Origin of the sequence: Dyella sp. 2RAB6 (genome assembly GCF_052115385.1) — a bacterium.
Taxonomy (GTDB): Bacteria; Pseudomonadota; Gammaproteobacteria; order Xanthomonadales; family Rhodanobacteraceae; genus Dyella_D.
In genome coordinates this window covers 74,910-91,728 of the sequence record NZ_JBFRGP010000008.1, presented here as the reverse complement: position 1 = coordinate 91,728, position 16,819 = coordinate 74,910, and the positions used below count along the sequence as shown (strand labels likewise).

At 67.6% G+C, this 16,819-nt stretch carries 12 protein-coding genes and 1 riboswitch; of the genes, 9 read left to right on the top strand and 3 right to left on the bottom strand.

Annotated elements, in window-relative coordinates:
* The first annotated feature begins 79 nt into the window (after positions 1-79).
* The 3 genes from AB4083_RS13720 to AB4083_RS13710 all read left to right on the top strand — a co-directional run bounded on the left by AB4083_RS13720 (position 80) and on the right by AB4083_RS13710 (position 7,463).
* Positions 80-2,647, top strand: a complete 2,568-nt coding sequence (locus tag AB4083_RS13720; protein WP_441608523.1) for a LysM peptidoglycan-binding domain-containing protein — start codon at positions 80-82, stop codon at positions 2,645-2,647.
* Positions 2,648-2,804: 157 nt separating this feature from the next.
* A complete protein-coding gene (locus AB4083_RS13715) occupies positions 2,805-5,537 on the top strand; it encodes a LysM peptidoglycan-binding domain-containing protein (RefSeq protein WP_441608521.1) in 2,733 nt (910 codons plus the stop codon).
* A gap of 261 nt (positions 5,538-5,798) precedes the next feature.
* Positions 5,799-7,463 carry an APC family permease gene (locus AB4083_RS13710; protein WP_441608519.1) on the top strand — a complete coding sequence of 555 codons (1,665 nt, stop codon included), beginning with the start codon at positions 5,799-5,801 and terminating at the stop codon, positions 7,461-7,463.
* A 178-nt stretch (positions 7,464-7,641) separates the two neighbouring features.
* Here the strand turns inward: AB4083_RS13710 and AB4083_RS13705 are convergent, their stop codons facing one another.
* From AB4083_RS13705 to metX, 3 genes are read right to left on the bottom strand one after another with little or no spacing between them, the layout of a single operon-like run.
* On the bottom strand, positions 7,642-8,730 hold the full coding sequence (locus tag AB4083_RS13705; protein WP_441608518.1) for a homoserine dehydrogenase: 1,089 nt from the start codon (positions 8,728-8,730) through the stop codon (positions 7,642-7,644).
* Positions 8,727-9,926 carry a cystathionine gamma-synthase gene (gene metB / locus AB4083_RS13700; protein ID WP_441608516.1) on the bottom strand — a complete coding sequence of 400 codons (1,200 nt, stop codon included), beginning with the start codon at positions 9,924-9,926 and terminating at the stop codon, positions 8,727-8,729. Before metB ends, AB4083_RS13705 begins: the two co-directional genes overlap by 4 nt.
* Positions 9,927-9,973: 47 nt before the next feature.
* On the bottom strand, positions 9,974-10,993 hold the full coding sequence (gene metX / locus AB4083_RS13695) for a homoserine O-succinyltransferase MetX (protein ID WP_441608514.1): 1,020 nt from the start codon (positions 10,991-10,993) through the stop codon (positions 9,974-9,976).
* 80 nt (positions 10,994-11,073) lie between these two features.
* A riboswitch (SAM riboswitch) is annotated at positions 11,074-11,190 on the bottom strand.
* Positions 11,191-11,399: 209 nt separating this feature from the next.
* Between metX and AB4083_RS13690 the strand changes: the two genes are divergently transcribed.
* The 6 genes from AB4083_RS13690 (at position 11,400) to AB4083_RS13665 (ending at position 16,751) form a co-directional block, all read left to right on the top strand.
* Positions 11,400-12,143 (top strand): 2OG-Fe dioxygenase family protein, encoded by a 744-nt coding sequence (locus AB4083_RS13690; RefSeq protein WP_441608512.1) that lies wholly within the window; start codon positions 11,400-11,402, stop codon positions 12,141-12,143.
* Positions 12,144-12,256: 113 nt separating this feature from the next.
* On the top strand, positions 12,257-12,610 hold the full coding sequence (locus AB4083_RS13685; protein WP_441608510.1) for a DUF1304 domain-containing protein: 354 nt from the start codon (positions 12,257-12,259) through the stop codon (positions 12,608-12,610).
* A 4-nt stretch (positions 12,611-12,614) separates the two neighbouring features.
* On the top strand, positions 12,615-13,277 hold the full coding sequence (locus AB4083_RS13680; RefSeq protein ID WP_441608508.1) for a M24 family metallopeptidase: 663 nt from the start codon (positions 12,615-12,617) through the stop codon (positions 13,275-13,277).
* 31 nt (positions 13,278-13,308) lie between these two features.
* The gene (locus AB4083_RS13675; protein ID WP_441608507.1) at positions 13,309-13,803 is read left to right on the top strand and encodes a GFA family protein; all 495 of its coding nucleotides are present in this window, start codon (positions 13,309-13,311) and stop codon (positions 13,801-13,803) included.
* 400 nt (positions 13,804-14,203) lie between these two features.
* Complete coding sequence (locus tag AB4083_RS13670) at positions 14,204-15,805, top strand: peptide chain release factor 3 (protein WP_441608505.1); 1,602 nt, start codon at positions 14,204-14,206, stop codon at positions 15,803-15,805.
* A 13-nt stretch (positions 15,806-15,818) separates the two neighbouring features.
* A complete protein-coding gene (locus AB4083_RS13665; protein WP_441608503.1) occupies positions 15,819-16,751 on the top strand; it encodes a CPBP family intramembrane glutamic endopeptidase in 933 nt (310 codons plus the stop codon).
* Positions 16,752-16,819: the final 68 nt, after the last annotated feature.

Here is a 16,819-nt window from a genome sequence, read left to right as displayed (position 1 = left end):
CTAGGGAAACACCTTATTGCGGGCCCATGACAGGCCGGCGCTGAATGCGTCGGCCTTTTTCTTTCATGGAGTGCGCGCCATGTTTCCCGTCGACGCAGGATCTTCCGTCCGCTACACGCCACCGGCCACGCCGCCTCCGCCCCCGCCGCACGTGGTGAAACCGCAGGAGACGGTCGCCACGGTCGCAAAAACTTACCAGGTGACGCCGGAAGAACTTGCGCGCACCAACCACATCACGGTGGACACCCAGCTCACCCCGGGCCAGCAGCTGCAGTTGCCGCCCAACGCGGTGCAGCCGGCCCAGACCGACGCCGCGCCCGCCACCCCGGTCACGCCGGCCGCCAAGACCGACGCCGCGATCAAGACCTACCAGCAGGCCGTGCAGGACCGCACCGACGCGACCCGCAACATGCCGCAGAACGGTGCGCTGCGGCAGGAAATCCGCCAGGGCGCGGACGACGCCGTGAACAAGGCGAAGACCGCGATGGACCAGGCCATCCACGACGAGATTGCCGGCGAAGTGGCCTTGCGCAACCAGGGCGTGCCCGGGCAGTTCCGTACGCCCACCGACCAGTTGGTGGCGAACGCGAGCGACGCGATCCTCGCCCGCCACCAGGGCGACGCTGGCGCCACGCCGCTGATCAAGGATGCGGTGCACGGCTACCAGGTCCAGGCCAAGGCCGATGCGCTGATTCCCGGCTACTACGGCGACTGGAGCGCGGCGGACAAGCTCAAGGGCATCAACCTGCAAGGCCAGCCCAAGGAAGTGGTGGATGCCGTGCTGGCCGATCCGCGCGTCAAGCAATGGGTGGCCGATGCCGCGCACGATGCCACCGGCAAATCGGCGGCCGACTGCGCCAAGTACCTGGCCGATCTCACGCGCCAGTCGCCGGATCTCGGCCGCGCCGTCACCACGCAGTGGTGGAACGCGCAGGACGACGCCTCGTGGATGTCGGGCAACAGCGAAGTGCTCAGTGCGATGTCCGATCCGCAGGTCTATCGCGACCTGTCCGTGGTCTATCGCAACCTCGGCGGCAGCGACGCCGGCCAGGCGATGCAGCGCGACTTCGCCGGCGACGTCGCCAAGTATCTGGAAAAGAATTCCATGCTTGCCAACCGCACGGATGTGCTGCAGGCGATCTCCGACGGCGGCGATCCCGCGCTGGCGCTCGCGGTGGCGAGCAACCTGCAGGCGGATGGCAAGAGCGACCTGGCCATGCAGATGGTCAGTTCCGTCAAGCTCGGCATGGGCAACCTGCAGCGCAATACGCTGAAGCAGGACATGCAGGACTACGCCAAGCAGACCGAAGAGCTCAACAACCTGATCAAGGATCTCGGCCCCGGCCTCACCGCCGATCAGAAACAGCAGGCCATCCAGAAATACATCGAGGGCAAGGGCAAGGACTGGCAGGACCAGTTGAAAGCGCACAAGGACAAGCTCGTCGCCGACGTGCGTGCGCTGGACCTGGACATCACCTCGCTCACCGACGTGCCCGACAACCTCAAGAGCTATGGCCTGACCAAGGAAGGCGCCGCCAAGCTGCTCGACGACGACACCACCAAGCAGTCGATCGAATTCGCCGCCACCCAGGACCCCAGCGTGTTCGACGGCCCCGAAGGCGGCGAAGCGGCCAAGCTGCTGATCGAGCTGGGGCACAAGGACAAGGACTTCACCGCTGCCGTTGGCAAGGCCTATGTGGTGAGTCACCTGATGCCGTCGCTGGGCGAGATGAATCCGTCCGACGATGCCAGCATCGCCAAGGTGAAGCAGGCGCTGGAGTCGTTCCGCGGCGTCGGTGCGCAGATGCTCGGCATCCCGCAGGACGAAGTGGACAAGGGCATCAACAAGCTGGAAGAAGTGGTCAACTCGCTGCGCACCGAAACGCTGGCGGATGCCAAGCAAGGCAAGGCGGTCAACGAGTTCGCTTCGGTGCAGAAGGAACTGAAGGAACTGAAGGAACTGCCCTTCAGCGACGCCAAGGCCGGCATGCTGTTCCGCACGATGGCGCTGGGCATCACCGGCGCGGCCTTTATCAGCCAGACCGGCAAGACCATCGAAGACCCGACCGTGCAGAACGTGATCGGCTCGCTGGCCTTCGGCCTGGACCTGGCACCGGCCAAGAACGCTTTGACCGGCACCATCCAGGCGCTGGACAAGAACAACGTGCTCGAACAGTGGGGCCATGCGGCGCCGGAGCTCACCGAGAAATTCATCGGCGTGCTCAACGTCGCCTACTTCGCCGCCGGTGCGGTGCAGGGGGTAGCCGATCACGACTATCCCACCGCGATCTTCTCCGGCGTCGGCGCGGGCGGCGCGGCACTGGCCGCATTCGGCGGCGAGGAAATGCTGGGCGGCTTCGCCGGCCCGATCGGTATCGCGGTGGCCACGATTGCGGTGGTGGCGCTGCACTTTATCGAGCAGCACCACAAAGAGCAGGAATACCAGGAAGCGCAGAACAAATTCCTGGAAGGCGCCGGCATCGAGAACAAGGACGAGCGCGAGGCGCTGATCGGTGCGGGCCCGGATCAGCTCAACGCGATGCGCGCGCGTGGCATCACGCCGGAAAACATCCAGGAAATCGCCGAGACCGATCCGCGCCTGCTGCATATCGCGTATGGCACGGATGGCCAAGGGCGGCCGTACTAAGCGGAAATTTTCTTCCGCACATCCGCTGCAAGCCGTGACGCGCCACGCGCGTCGCGGCGCAAGAACCTGAGTATAGGGAAACTACGTATTGCCGCTCGATGACAGCGGGTCTAAATGCCATTGCCAGTCCCCACGGCAATACGGCAAGGAGTCCGCCATGACAGTCATCGCTGCGAATGATTTCGGCAACTACGCACAGCCCCAGCTGCCCCCGCCATCGACCCATACCGTCAGCGGCAACGAGACGGTCACGCAGGTTGCGCAGCGGTACGGTGTTGCGCCGGAAGAGCTGGCGCGCGGCAATAACATCAGTGTCGACACTGCGCTGTCGCCTGGCCAGGTGCTGACCTTGCCGGCCCATGCGGTGGCGAACGCCACGCAAGCCGCACCGGCGACGCAGACGCCAGCGCAAATGACCGACGCGGCGATTGCCGCGTACCAGGGTGCGCTGAAACAGCGCGACGACGACATGCGCAGCGCGCCACGCAATGCCGGCCTGCGCGCCGATCTGGACAGCACCGAGCAGGATCGGATCGATGCGGCGAAGAAGACCATGAATCAGGCCATCGCCGATGAAGTGGCCGGCGAGGTGGCGTTCCGCAACCAGGGCACACCGATCGCATTCCGCACGCCGACCGATCAGCTGATCGACAACGCCGGCAACGCGATCGTGGCGCGGCATCCTGGCGATGCGACGCTCGCCGCGACGATCCAGGGCGCCGTGGATACTTACAAGTTCCAGAACCAGGTGAACGGACTGATCCCGGAGTACTCCGACGGCACCAGCGCGGCCGACAAGCTCAAGGGCATCATGCTCAATGGACAGCCGCCGGAAGTGGTCGCTGCCGTCGCGGCGGATCCGCGCGTGCAGGCCTGGGCCAAGGAAGCGGCCGGCCAGGTCGATCAGGCCTACGCCAATGGCAAGAACGGCTCGGGCTCGCTCGATGCCGCCCATGCTCTGCTCGCCAGCACCCAGGGCCTGCCGCCGCCGCTTGCCGCGGCGGTGGTGCGCCAGAGCATGCCGACGATCCAGAAGATGGGGCAGGTTTCGATGAACGGACCCGGCCAGCAGACCTTCGGCAGCATGCAGCGTGTGATCAGTGCGCTGGGCGAAGGACCGGATGCGCAGGATCTGGCCAATCAGGTTGCCGGCGCCTATCTGCATCAGGCCGAAGACTGGAGCCAGCAGACGCTCAATTCCGTCACGGCGGCGATGAACGGCGGCGTTCGCCCCACGCTCGCCATGGCCCTGGCCAATGCGCTGCAGAACGATGGCAAGGCCGAACAGGCGCAGGACATCACCGCCGCCGCCACGATCGGCCAGCAAAGCTATCTCGCGAACGCCCAGGACAGTCCGCTCAAGGCCTACAACAATGCGCACGGCGCCAAGCTGGAAAAGGATGAGCACCTAGCGGAACTGCTCAATCACGCCGGGCCGTTGAACGACCAGCAGAAACTGGCGTTTATCAAGGCTTATCGCGCCGACCCCGACAACGCGAAGGTATATCAGGCCGAGACCGATGCGGGGCGCGTCCTCGCCTCGTACATGAATGCGCATCAGAATGACCTGATCGCTGCCGCCGGGCGCAGTCCGGACAATGCCAAGCAGCTTTACCAGTGCATGCAGGATCTGAATCAGTCCGGCCAGGGCAAGACCTCATTGGCCTTCGTGGTGGCCATCGACAAGGATCCCGCGGCAACGAAAGCCTTCAACGGCTTCTCCGATTATCAGACCGACTTCATCGACAAAGCCATCGCCGCGGCACAAGGCCAGTTACTGGTGGAAGGCAATGGGGACGCCAAGGGCGCGGCCACGCAGTTGCTCGCCTTGGCCGCACCGCTGTTCCAGACCAACGACGGCTGGTCGCAGATCACCACCAACTACACGCGCATGGCCGAAGGCGAGGCAGATGCCTTTACCGCGAAGGCGCTTGGCGAGGAATTCAAGGAGCTTGGTCCGGGCGGCAAAGGGCTGGCGATGGCTTCGATCATGGTCAACGCCATCAATGGCTACGTCGGCGACAATGCCAGCGGAGTGATCAACTCCTACGCCACCGCCGGCGGTACCACCGCGGGACTTGCCAGCGGCGCCCTGCAATCTCTGGTGGAAGCCGAGAAAGCCGGCACCAAGACCGCGAGCCTCGCCGAGTTCAGCGCACGCCTGGTTCCCGGCCTGTCGCTGATCGCCGCGACCAGCGCATGCAAGTCGGATTTCGACAGCATGCAAAGCAACCCCGTCTACGCCGGCGCCGTCGTCGGCGATCTGTTCTCGGTGATCGGCAGCACGCTGGAAGTCGGTGGGGTCGAAGTGCCCGGCGCCTTCATCAATGGCATCGGCTCCCTGGTCGCGGCACCGTTCCAGTTCGCCGGCGGCCTGATCGACGACATCACGGACGCCAATCAGGTGCACGCGGACGTCAAGAAATACCTGAGCGCGGACGGCGTGAACCTGAAACCGGGCGACATCGACATTATGGCCAGCAGCGACCCCGGCCAGGTCAAGCAATGGTTGGGCACCGGCATCTCGCCGGACGAACTGCAGGACCTGGCGCGGATCGTTCCGAACATCTTGCAGAGCAATCACTCCGTCGGTCCCGCCATCAGCTGGCTGCAGGACGCCGGTCTCAGCGGCCAGGATGTTTACGACATGCTCAAGGCCGCCGACGCGCAGGCACCGTGCGTGGGTGCGGCCGAGGTGATGCGGGTACTTTCCAATCCGAATGCGTTCAACATCGGCGGTGCGCGCAACAAAGCGACGCTGGCCGATGACCTGCGCGCCACCTCGCAGCAGGAACGGACCGACACCATGGGCGATCCGGCAGAGAATCTGCGGACCGCGACCGCGCTGCAGGCTGCCTCCGACTGGCTGGAGCTCCACATCACCGCGTAAGGCACGAAGCAGCACCGCCTGGAAAGCGCGCCCATGGATGGGCGCGCCTGCTTCCCAAGCGCCCTCCATACGCCCCTGAAGCTGCCGCAAACCCCTTGCCCTCACAGCAAATGCTGCGCCGCGCCATGCACTTGCCACCCCCGCAGGAACTTCCGAATCACCACCCCGCCGGGCTGACAGCCGCGCGAGGGGCTGTCATGATCCGGCCCTTGTGCCGTCCGAGGGGGCGGCCTTCGAGATCTAGATCCTGCGGGAGTTTGCATGTCCTCTTCCAGCTCCATCCGGCGCGACGTCGGTCCTTTTGCGCTCATGCTTACCGGCCTGGGTTCCATCATCGGCTCCGGCTGGCTGTTCGGCGCGTGGAAAGCCGCCGGCCTGGCGGGCCCCGGCGCGGTCTGGGCCTGGGTGCTGGGCGCGGCGATCATCACCACCATCGCGCTGACCTATGCGGAACTGGGCTCGATGTTCCCCGAGTCGGGCGGCATGGTGCGCTACAGCCACTATTCGCACGGTTCGCTGGTCGGCTTTATCGGCGCCTGGGCGAACTGGATCGCCATCGTGTCAGTGATCCCGGTGGAGGCCGAGGCCTCGGTGCAGTACATGGCCGGCTGGAAATGGCAGTGGGCGCAGGATCTCTACATGCATGCCCCGGGCGGCCACGGCGAGCTGACCCCGCCGGGGCTGGCCATCGCCGGCGTGCTGGTGATCCTCTATTTCCTGCTCAACTTCTGGAGCGTGAAGCTGTTCGCCCGCTCCAACACCGCCATCACGGTGTTCAAGCTGGTGGTGCCGGCCGCCACCGGCCTGGCCCTGATCGGCAGCGGCTTCCATAGCGAGAATTTCGCGGTCGGCGTGCATGGCGACGCGCATGCGATCGACTTCCCCGCCGTGCTTACCGCGGTGGCGACCGCCGGCATCGTGTTCAGCTTCAACGGCTTCCAGAGCCCGGTGAACCTGGCCGGCGAAGCGCGCAATCCCGGCAAGAGCATCCCGTTCGCGGTGATCGGCTCGATCCTGCTGGCCACCGTGGTCTACGTGATCCTGCAGGTCGCCTACCTCGGCGCAGTGCCGCCGGAGCTGCTGGCCAAGGCCGGCTGGCACGGCATCGACTTCAGCTCGCCGTTCGCGCAGCTGGCGATCATCGTCAACCTCAACTGGCTCGCGATCCTGCTGTACGCCGATGCCTTCATCAGCCCTTCCGGCACCGGCATCACCTACACCGCCACCACGGCGCGCATGATCTACGGCATGGAGCGCAACGGCACCATGCCGAAGACGTTCGGCCGCATCCATCCGAAGTGGGGCATCCCGCGCCCGGCGATGTGGTTCAACCTGGCGGTGTCGTTCCTGTTCCTGATCTTCTTCCGCGGCTGGGGCACGCTGGCGGCGGTGATCTCGGTGGCCACGATCATCTCCTACCTGACCGGCCCGGTCAGCGCGATGACCCTGCGCCGCACGGCTCCCAGCATGTACCGCCCGCTGCGCATCGCCGGCCTGCCGGTGCTGGCCGGCGTGGCCTTCATCATGGCGACGGAGCTGCTGTACTGGGCGAAGTGGCCGCTGACCGGCGAGATCATTCTGCTGATGGTGGTGGCCTTGCCGGTGTATTTCTTCTATCAGTTCAAGGCCGGCTGGCACGACTTCGGCCGCCAGCTCAAGGGCGCGTGGTGGATGATCTTCTACCTGCCCACGCTGGCCCTGGTGTCCTGGGCGGGCAGCACGACGTTCGGCGGCAAGGGTTACCTGAGCTACGGCATGGACCTGGGCGTGGTCGCCGTGGTGGGCCTGGTGTTCTACCTGTGGGGCGTGAAATCCGGCTGGCGCACGCCTTCGGTGGAAGCGGCCGAGCTGGAAGCGCAGGCGCATCCGGGCCAGCCGGTGGTGCCGCCGGATGAGTTCGAGGCGGCGCGCATCGCGAAGCATTGATCTTTGCGGACGTCCAAATAAAAACGCGCGGTGCGAGCCGCGCGTTTTTTTATGCCCCGGTTTATGCACCCGGGTAGGTTGGGGTGAGCGCCAGCGAACCCCAACAGGCGTCTCACCGTGCCGCTGCGTCTGTTGGGGTTCGCCTTTGGCTCACCCCAACCTACGGCCAACCTCGATCTCAGGCGAGTGCCAGCACGTCGCCCAGCAGCGCCTGCGCCGTCACTTCCGGCCCTGCCCCCGGCCCCTGGATCACCAGCGGCTGCGAGTGGTAGCGCGTGGTGGTCAGTGCGAACTGATTGTCGGTGCCATACAGCCGCGCGGCCGGATGCGTCGCCGGCACTTCGACCAGCCCGACGCGCGCCTTGCCGCGCTGGTTGAGCCGCGCCAGGAAACGCAGCACGCCACCGCGCGCCTTCGCCTCGGCATGCCGGCGCGCCAGCGGTTCGTCCAGTTCTTCCAGGCGCGCGAGGAAGGTATCGGTATCGACGCCGCGCAACGCCTCGGGGACCAGGCTCTCCACGTCCACCTCGTCGGTGCCCAGCGCGAAGCCCGCATTGCGGGCGATGATCAGCAGCTTGCGCGCGACATCCTCGCCGGACAGATCCGAACGAGGATCGGGCTCGGTATAGCCCAGCTTGCGTGCCTCGCGCAGCAGCGCGGAGAACGGCTGGCTGCCGTCGTACTGGTTGAACAGGTAGGACAGCGAGCCGGAGAACACGCCTTCCAGCGTAAGCAGCGCATCGCCGCAGCCGCGCAGGCGGCGCAAGGTGGAGAGCACCGGCAGGCCGGCGCCCACCGTGGCGGAATCGCCGTAGCGGCCGCCTTCGGCCACCGCCGCCTGCAGTGCGCGCCAGCCCGACAGCTCGCCGCCGGCCAGCGCCTTGTTGGCGGTGACCACGTGATAGCCGCGCGCCAGCCAGTCGGCATGGCGTGCGGCGAGGTTGGCGTTCGCGGTCGCGTCGACGATCACTTTCACCGCCGCGCCGCTGGCGTCGAGCGCGCGCAGCAGGGCTGCGTCGTCGCGCGGGTCGCCATGGCTCTTGAGCTTTTCGCGCAGGGCGCGGTCGGCCAGTTGCTGGGCATCGGTCTGCTGCCGGCGCGAGTTCGCCGCGGCGACCAGCCGCAACGAAGCCGCGGCCGGCGTATTGAGCAGCTTGAGCAGGGCGCCGCCGACCACGCCGGTGCCGAACAGCACCACGGCAGTGCCGCGCGCAGCCTGCACGGGGCTGGCCGCCTGGACGTCCGTTTCGGCCAGCACCGCGCTCATGCGTTCACCCGGCGTTTGTTGGCCAGCGAGGCGAACGCGCGCACCAGTGCGGCGTCGATGTCGCGCACCAGGTCGTCGCCATCCTCGATGCCCACCGAGATGCGCAGCAGGCTGTCGGCGATGCCGGCGACGCGGCGCGCTTCCGGCGCCATCGAGGCATGGGTCATCGAGGCCGGGTGCGCGATCAGGCTTTCCACGCCGCCGAGCGATTCGGCCAGCGAGAAGTACTGCAGCTCGTTGACGAAGGCTTCGATCTGCGCCACTTCGCCTTCCAGCTCGAAGCTCAGCATGGCGCCGAAGCCGGCCTGCTGGCGCGCGGCGAGCGCGTGGCCCGGATGGCTGTCCAGGCCCGGGTAATAGACCTTGCGGACCGCCGCGTGGCCGTCCAGCACGGTGGCGATGCGCTGCGCGTTCTCCTGGTGCTGGCGCAGGCGCACGCTCAGCGTGCGCAGGCCGCGCAGGGTGAGGAAACTGTCGAACGGCGCGCCGGTGAGGCCGTTGCAATTGCCCCACCACTTCAGCTGGTCGGCCACCGCCTGGTCGCGCGCCACCACGGCGCCGCCGACCACGTCGCTATGGCCATTGATGTACTTGGTGGTGGAGTGCACCACCACGTCGGCGCCCAATACCAGCGGCTGCTGCAGCGCGGGCGACAGGAAGGTGTTGTCGACCACCACCAGCGCGCCGGCGGCATGCGCGGCCTGCGCCACGTGGCGGACGTCGGTGATGCGCAGCAGCGGATTGGACGGCGTTTCCACCCACACCAGCGAAGGCTTGCCGGCCAGGCCCGCGGACAGCGCGACGCTGTCGGTGAGGTCGGCGAACTCCAAGGTAAAGCGGCCCTTCTTCGCCCACGCGTCGAGCAGGCGCCAGGTGCCGCCGTAGCAGTCGTGCGCGGCCAGCACGCGGCCGCCGGCCGGCACCAGTTCCAGCGCCAGCGCCACCGCCGCCATGCCGCTGGCCGTCACCACCGCGCCCGCACCCTGTTCCAGTTCGGCCAGCGCATTGCCCAGCAGGTCGCGCGTCGGGTTGCCGCTGCGCGAGTAGTCGTAGGCGCGCTTGCCGCCCAGGCCTTCGAACGCGTAGTTGGTCGACAAATGCAGCGGCGGCACCACGGCGCCGTGCTGGGTGTCGGACTCGATGCCGGCGCGCACCGCGCAGGTGCTGGTGCTACAGGGGGCGATGGTGTCGCTCATGGTGGATCTCCGTCTCTTGTTTCTTGCTGCGCGTGGGGATGAAAGACTCAGGCCAGCGCTTCGCGCAGCAACGGCGCGAGGCGATGGGTTTCCTTGAGGAAGGCGTCGTGGCCATACGGCGACTCGAGCACTTCGAGCGTGGCCGGGCCATGCAGGCGGCGCTGCAGTTCGCACAGGTCGGACAGCGGCACCAGCCGATCGGACGGAAAGCCGATCAGCGTGGCGGGCGCGGCGATGCGCTCCGGCGTCACGTCGTGCAGGTCGATCGATTCGGACAGCGCCAGGAAGCGCTCGACGTCGAAGCGTTCGACGAAGCGGCGACCCTGGTGCTCCAGGTAATCCTCGACCGGGAAATGGAAGCGCCCTTCGCGGAACTCCGGCGCGGCGGTGAAGCGGCGCGAGAACTCCTCGCTGCCGCGGTAAGTAGTCATGGCCAGCTGCCGCGCCAACGACAGCGCCTGCTCCGGCTGTCCGGTCTCCAGGCCCAGGCGCACGATGCCGCGCTGCACGGCGCGCTGCGCGGTGGCCAGCGGATGCGGGCGGTGCGCGCCGGCCAGCAGCACCAGGCGGCCCAGCGCATACGGGTGACGCGCGGCGAAGGCCAGCCCGGCCATGGCGCCATAGGAAGAACCGACGAAAGCATGCACGCGGCCGATGCCCAGCGCCTCGACCAGGGCGGCCAGGGCGTCGGCCTGGTCTTCGCTGGAGACGGCGCTGGCGCCGTCGAGCTCGGCCGGGGTCAGCCAGTCGATGGACAGCACGCGGTAGCGGTCGAGGTCGAGCGGAAGGCCGGCACCGACGGCTTCCTGCCACCAGCCGGGAGCAGCCTCGTCGTCCAGCGCCACCACTTCGCGACTGGCGGAGATGCCGCCCTGCACGATCACCGTCGGCGCATCGGGCGCGCCGCACCACAGATAGCGCACGTCGACTTCGCAGGGACGGCTGCCGTACTTGGGCGAGAGACGGATGCGGCGGGAGCTGCGCTGCGTCGTGAGGTCCACGCGGACAGCACCCGCCTGGATACAGGCGGCAGCGGCGCTGGTGACGGGCTGGGGCTGGCTGGACATCTCGCTCTCCGGTTCGGGCATCGCCCTGCGGATCGGAGAGAGGTCGCCGCGCCGCCGGCATGACATGCCAGCACGAAGCTCTCCCATCTCTCGGTAGCGCCTGATTGCGCCTCCGCAGGAGTTGGCACCGTGGCGGGCTGATCCCGCAGGTTGCCCCGGCTTCAAAGGGCCTGTCCCTCAGCCGGTCTCGATGAGTGAGGCGGACTGTATCGGTGCCCACTTGGCGGTGTCAATAGTTTGGCCGTCTAAACGTCTACACGCCCAATCACCTCCGGAATATTCGCGCCGTGCCCGCGAAGCCGCGCCACACAAGGCGCCAGCCGCCATCCGGCCCGCCGCGTCCGGGCATACGCCAGGCCCGCGTCGGCGCTATGCTTGGCCGCTTTCCCACTCCCCCGGGACGCCCATGACCGACTCCGAGCACCAGGCCACGTCCGCGCAGAACCTGCGCGAGCTGCTCCAGCGCGACGGCTTCGCCTTCGCCACCCACCTGGCGATGGAGCGGCTGCTGGAAGACGGTGCCGGACAGGCGATGGCGGACTGGGCGGCGTTCGCCGGCAGTTGGAACGAGTTGGGCCCGGATGATTACCTGGCCGCCAAGGGCCGCCACCGGCGCCGCCGCCATGCGGTGTTCGCGGCCGGCCCGGCCGGGGCGTTCGAGCTGCGCCCGCAGCAGCCGCACTACCAGAGCCTGGACTACAACAATCTGCAGGGCGGCCTCGAGCGCTGGTTCGAGCCGGTGCGGCCGGCCATCGCCGAAGGGGCCAGCCTGCAGCGCATCCTGGGTTTTGCGCGCGATTTCTTCGGCGCCCTGGCGCCGCAGGTCGCGCGCTGGCACATCGAGGTGCACCAGTTCCGCATCGAGGCGCGCGCCGGGCTGGCCGGCGAGCCCACGCCCGAGGGCGTGCACCGCGACGGGGTGGATTACGTCCTGGTGCTCCTGGTGGACCGCGAGAACATCGAGCGCGGCACCACCACCATCCACACCGCCGACGGCAGCCTGCTGGGCAGCTTCACCCTCACCCATCCGCTGGATGCGGCCCTGGTCGACGATGCGCGGGTGTTCCATGGGGTGACCCCGGTGACGCCGCGCGATCCGGACCGGCCGGCGCACCGCGACGTGCTGGTGGTGACTTTCCGCAAGGCGTAGGTTGGGGTGAGCCGCAGGCGAACCCCAACATGACGGCCAGCCACACCCCGCAGCGTTGGGGTTCGCCTGCGGCTCACCCCAACCTACAATGGATGTTCAACCAAGGAGCCGCCGTGTCCATTGCCGCCCAAATCGTGATCGCCCTGGTCGCCCTGCTGCATGTGTGGTTCCTGGTGCTGGAGATGTTCCTGTGGGAAAAGCCGGCGGGCCGCAAGACCTTCCGCACCACCGCGGAATTCGCTGCGCAATCCAAGGTGCTGGCCGCCAACCAGGGCCTGTACAACGGCTTCCTCGCCGCCGGCCTGGTGTGGTCGCTGTGCCTGGGCGCCGAGGGCCTGTCCGTGGCGCGCTTCTTCCTGGGCTGCGTGCTGGTGGCCGGGATCTACGGCGGGCTTACCGCCTCGCGCCGCATCCTGCTGTTCCAGGCCGTGCCGGCCGCGCTGGGCCTGATCCTGCTGTGGCTCTGAGCGCATGACCACGACGCCGCGCGAAGCGGTCGGCCAGGCCTACGACCCCGCCCTGATGCTGCGCGCCCGCGAGCGCAGCTGGGCCGTGCTGCAGGGCATCCGCGAACGGATGCGGCCGGGCCTCAGCGAGGACGAAGCCAGGGCCGAAGCGGCCGCCGTGTTCGAGGCGCATGGACTGGAGCGGCTATGGCATCCGGTGCTGATCCGCATCGGCGCGAATACCACCCTGGCCTTCCGCGAACGCTCCAACCCGGACGTGCGGCTGGGCGAGGACGACATTTATTTCATCGACCTGGGCCTGGTGTTCCATGGGCACGAGGGCGACGTCGGCGACACCTTCACCACCGGCGCCGACCCGATGAAGCGCGCCTGCGCCGAAGCCGCCCGCACCCTGTTCGGCGACGTGGCCGCCGCCTGGCGCGAGCGCGGCCTGAGCGGCGCGGCGCTGTACGCCTTCGCCACCGAGCGGGCGCAGGCGATGGGCTGGCGCCTCAACCAGGACATCAAGGGCCATCGGGTCAGCGACTTCCCCCACGCCGTGCACAAGGCCGGCGACCTGGGCACGCTGGAGCAGGCCCCGTCCAGCGGCCTGTGGATCCTGGAAATCCAGATCGCCCACCCGAGCGAGCCCTACGGCGCCTTCTACGAGGACCTGCTGGTCGAGTAGGCTGGGCCGTCCGAATCTCGGGAGCCAGCCGATGGCCGTCGAGTTGCTGCCCCTGGATGGCGGCTGTACCTGCGGCGAAGTCCGCTACCGCCTCGCCAGCGGCCCGCTGATCGTGCACTGCTGCCACTGCCGCTGGTGCCAGCGCGAAAGCGGCGCCGCGTTCGCCCTCAACGCCATGATCGAAACCGACCGCCTGCAGCTGCTGCGCGGCCGCCCGCTGCTCGAAACCATCCCCAGCTTCAGCGGCAAGGGCCAGCAGGTGGCCCGCTGCCCGGACTGCATGGTCGCCCTGTGGAGCCACTACGCCGGCGGCGGCGCCACCTTCGCCTACGTGCGGGTGGGCACCCTGGACGACCCGGACCGGCTGCCCCCGGATATCCACGTATTCACCGCCAGCAAGCAGCCGTGGGTGGTGATCCCGCAAGGGGCGCGGGCGGTGCCGGAGTTCTATCGGCGCAGCGAGGTGTGGTCGGCGCCGAGTCTCGAACGGTGGCGGGTGGCGCTAGAGGGACCGGCGGGATACTGAATGAAGTCGTCGTGTTGCACTACTCGACAATGACACTTCACTATCGACTCTATGCGCGCCAGACCCGTCACCACCCTAGAGCCCCAAGACACCGCGCCACTTAGCGAAGTCACTCACGTCGAGGAAGCCCAGCAGCGCATTGCCCTGCTGGATGGCATCCAGAGGGGCGAGCGGGCCTACGAGCAAGGCCGCAGTGTGTCTCAAGCAGTGGCTGAAGCGCGCATGACACGTTGGTTGAAGTAAACCCGCACGACCCCCTCCAGACCGCCCCAACGGCCGAACTGAACGAAACATCGCCCCGGATGAGCCAAGGGCCAGAGAACTGACGGGGAGTTGGAGCCGGAGGACAGCAGAACCGCTGGTATCATCACGGGTTTCGCATCTCCCAGCCTGTCCCGCCATGTACACCCACCTCGACGAAACCCTCCGCCGCCGCACCTTCGCCATCGTCAGCCACCCTGACGCCGGCAAGACCACGCTCACCGAAAAGCTGCTGCTGTTCGGCGGCGCGATCCAGATGGCCGGCTCGGTCAAGGGTCGCAAGGCCGCGCGCCATGCCACCTCGGACTGGATGGCGCTGGAAAAGGAGCGCGGCATCTCGGTCACCTCCTCGGTGATGCAGTTCCCGTACGAGGGCAAGATCGTCAACCTGCTCGACACCCCCGGCCACGCGGACTTCTCCGAAGACACCTACCGGGTGCTTACCGCGGTGGACTCCGCGCTGATGGTGATCGACTGCGCCAAGGGCGTGGAGGAGCGCACCATCAAGCTGATGGAGGTGTGCCGCCTGCGCGACACGCCGATCATGACCTTCATCAACAAGCTCGATCGCGAGGGCCGCTCGCCGGTCGACCTGCTGGACGAAGTGGAATCCGTGCTCGGCATCGCCTGTGCGCCGCTGACCTGGCCGATCGGCATGGGCAAGCGCCTGAAGGGCGTCTATCACATGCTGCTGGACGAGGTGCATGTGTTCGAGCCGGGCAAGAACTTCACGCGCCAGGATTCGACCATCTTCAAGGGCCTCGACGCGCCCGGCCTCGAAGCCGCCATCGGCACCGAGGCGATGACCGAACTGCGCGACGAACTGGAGCTGGTACAAGGCGCCTCGCATCCGTTCGACCTGGAGCAGTACCTGGCCGGCAAGCTCACTCCGGTGTTCTTCGGCTCGGCGGTCAACAACTTCGGCGTGCAGCTGCTGCTGGACTTCTTCATCGAGCACGCGCCCTCGCCCAAGCCGCGCGCCACGCTCAGCCGCGAAATCGAACCGACCGAGGAAAAACTCACCGGCTTCGTGTTCAAGATCCAGGCCAACATGGACCCGGCGCACCGCGACCGCGTGGCCTTCATGCGCGTGTGCTCCGGCACCTACAGCGCCGGCATGAAGATGATCCAGACCCGCACCGGCAAGGAGGTGCGCATCGCCAACGCGCTGACCTTCATGGCCAGCGACCGCGAGATCGTCGAAAGCGCCTTCCCCGGCGACGTGATCGGCCTGCACAACCACGGCACCATCAGCATCGGCGACACCTTCAGCGAGGGCGAGCCGGTGTCGTTCACCGGCATCCCGAACTTCGCGCCGGAGCTGTTCCGCCGCGCGCGCCTGCGCGATCCGCTGAAGATGAAGGCGCTGCAGAAGGGCCTGGCGCAGCTGTCGGAAGAAGGCGCCACGCAGTTCTTCCGTCCGCTGATGAGCAATGACCTGATCCTGGGCGCGGTCGGCGTGCTGCAGTTCGACGTGGTGGCGTATCGCCTGAAGGACGAGTACAGCGTCGACGCCGCGTTCGAGACGGTGGGCGTGGTCACGGCGCGCTGGGTGCATTGCAGCGATGAAAAGAAGCTGGAAGAGTTCCGCGAGAAGAACGCCATGAACCTGGCGGTGGACGCGGCCGGCGAGCTGGTCTACCTGGCGCCGTCGCGGGTCAACCTGCAGCTGGCGCAGGAGCGCTGGCCGCAGGTACGCTTCTCGGCCACGCGCGAGCACGCCGCCTCAGTGGACGTCTGATCCCTTGGAACGCATGGACGCTGACTACAGGCTGGCCTTCGCCACCCCCGCCAACGCCACCCGCTGGCAGCGCCGGCTGGTGTTTTCGCCGCTCGGGCGCATCGTCAACTTCATCGTGACCATGGTGGCGGTCAGCTTCCTGCTCGGCGCCCTCATTCACGTGCTGGGCTGGCATGCCAAGGACGCCGATCCGGCGCTGTACGCCCTGGCCGAAGCGCTCGAGCGGATGGTGCCGGCCGTGGTTGCCTACGTGGCCCTGGTGCGCGGCGTCGAGCGCCGCCCTGTCGCGGAGCTGGCGCTGCGCCGCCTGCCCACCCAAGGCGGCCTCGGCCTGCTGGTCGGCATCGGCCTGATGAGCATCACCGTGGCCGCACTGTGGCTGCTGGGCAGTTACCACGTGCTGCACACCAACCCGGGCGCCGACTGGGTGCCGGCGGTGCTGGTAGTCGGCCTCGGCGCGGGACTGGGCGAGGAAATCCTGTTTCGCGGCGTGCTGTTCCGCATCGTCGAAGAAGGGCTGGGCACCTGGTGGTCGCTGGCGATTTCGGCGCTGTTCTTCGGCGCCGTGCATCTGAACAATCCGGGCGCAACCGCATGGAGCTCGGCGGCGATCGCGATCGAGGCCGGCATCCTGCTCGGGCTGCTCTATCACGTCACCCGCTCGCTGTGGATCTGCGCGGGCATGCACCTGGCCTGGAACGTGCTGCAAGGGACCGTCTTCGGCATCGCCGTGTCCGGCTTGCCGCCCGACGGCTTCCTGGTCGCCAGGATGACCGGCCCGGCCTGGCTCAGCGGCGGCGACTTCGGTGCCGAAGCCTCGGTGGTGGCCCTGCTGGTCTGCACCACGCTGAGCGCCGTGCTGCTGGTCATTGCCTGGCGCCGTGGCTCGATCGTGCCGCCGGCATGGCGGCGACGCATCCCCGCCGCAGCCACCACACCGGGCTGACACGCGCTGCGTTACCCTGCGCCGAACGCCTGGCAGAAGGCTGTGCGCCGGGCCATCGACACAGGGAA